This is a genomic window from Alcanivorax sp. HI0083 (assembly GCF_001635175.1).
This window is the reverse complement of sequence record NZ_LWFX01001788.1, coordinates 1-706: the sequence shown is the minus strand read 5'-3', so window position 1 is coordinate 706 and position 706 is coordinate 1. Positions and strand designations below refer to the sequence as shown.

1 protein-coding gene and 1 pseudogene are annotated in these 706 nt (G+C 57.5%); one reads left to right on the top strand and one right to left on the bottom strand.

Annotation, left to right across the window (positions count from 1 at the left end; translation table 11 throughout):
* Positions 1-115 (top strand): annotated as a pseudogene (locus A3754_RS28690) (IS110 family transposase); the annotation flags it as partial.
* 85 nt (positions 116-200) lie between these two features.
* On the opposite strand, the gene A3754_RS25815 reads toward A3754_RS28690, so the two are convergent.
* Positions 201-706 (bottom strand): nitrilase-related carbon-nitrogen hydrolase (locus A3754_RS25815; RefSeq protein WP_304439875.1); only part of this gene is annotated, 506 nt, incomplete at its 5' end.

Sequence of the window (706 nt, the reverse complement as noted above, 5' to 3'; positions counted from 1 at the left end):
GGATCGAGGGCTGGCAACTACCCAAGCGTTAGTCATCCTGGCGCGCAAACTGGTTCGTATCGCCTTCGCGCTTATGAAAAATGGCACCGACTATCAGCCGGCCCCTGCCTCATGAAGACTGGGGTGGACAACATAGAATCTCCTACAGTTGATAACGGTGCGAAGGCAGGCAGGGCCGGACGGCCCTGCCCTGGCAGGATTCAGTCTTTGTTTTTCCAATCCAGACTATAAAGATCATCTCTCCGATCACGCAGGTTGGTCACCGACCCTTCCCGGTGTAGCAGTTTCAGCTTCTCCAGATCCACATCCGCAAACATCAGCATTTCGGTATTGGGGACCGACTCACTGATGATGGCATCGTGGGGGAAGTAGAAGTCGCTGGGGGAAAATACCGAGGACTGGGCGTACTGGATGTCCACCGCATCCACCCGTGGCAGGTTGCCCACGGAGCCGGAGATGGCCACGTAGCATTCGTTTTCGATGGCGCGGGCCTGGGCGCAGTGGCGTACGCGCAGGTAGCCGTTCTTGGTGTCGGTCCAGAACGGGACGAACAGGATATCCATTTTCTCGTCGGCGAGAATCCGGCCCAGTTCAGGGAATTCCACGTCATAGCAGATCAGGATACCCACCCTGCCCGCATCGGTGTCGAATACCTGCAGCTTGTCACCACCCTGGATCACCCAGTCACGGCGTTCATGGGGCGTGA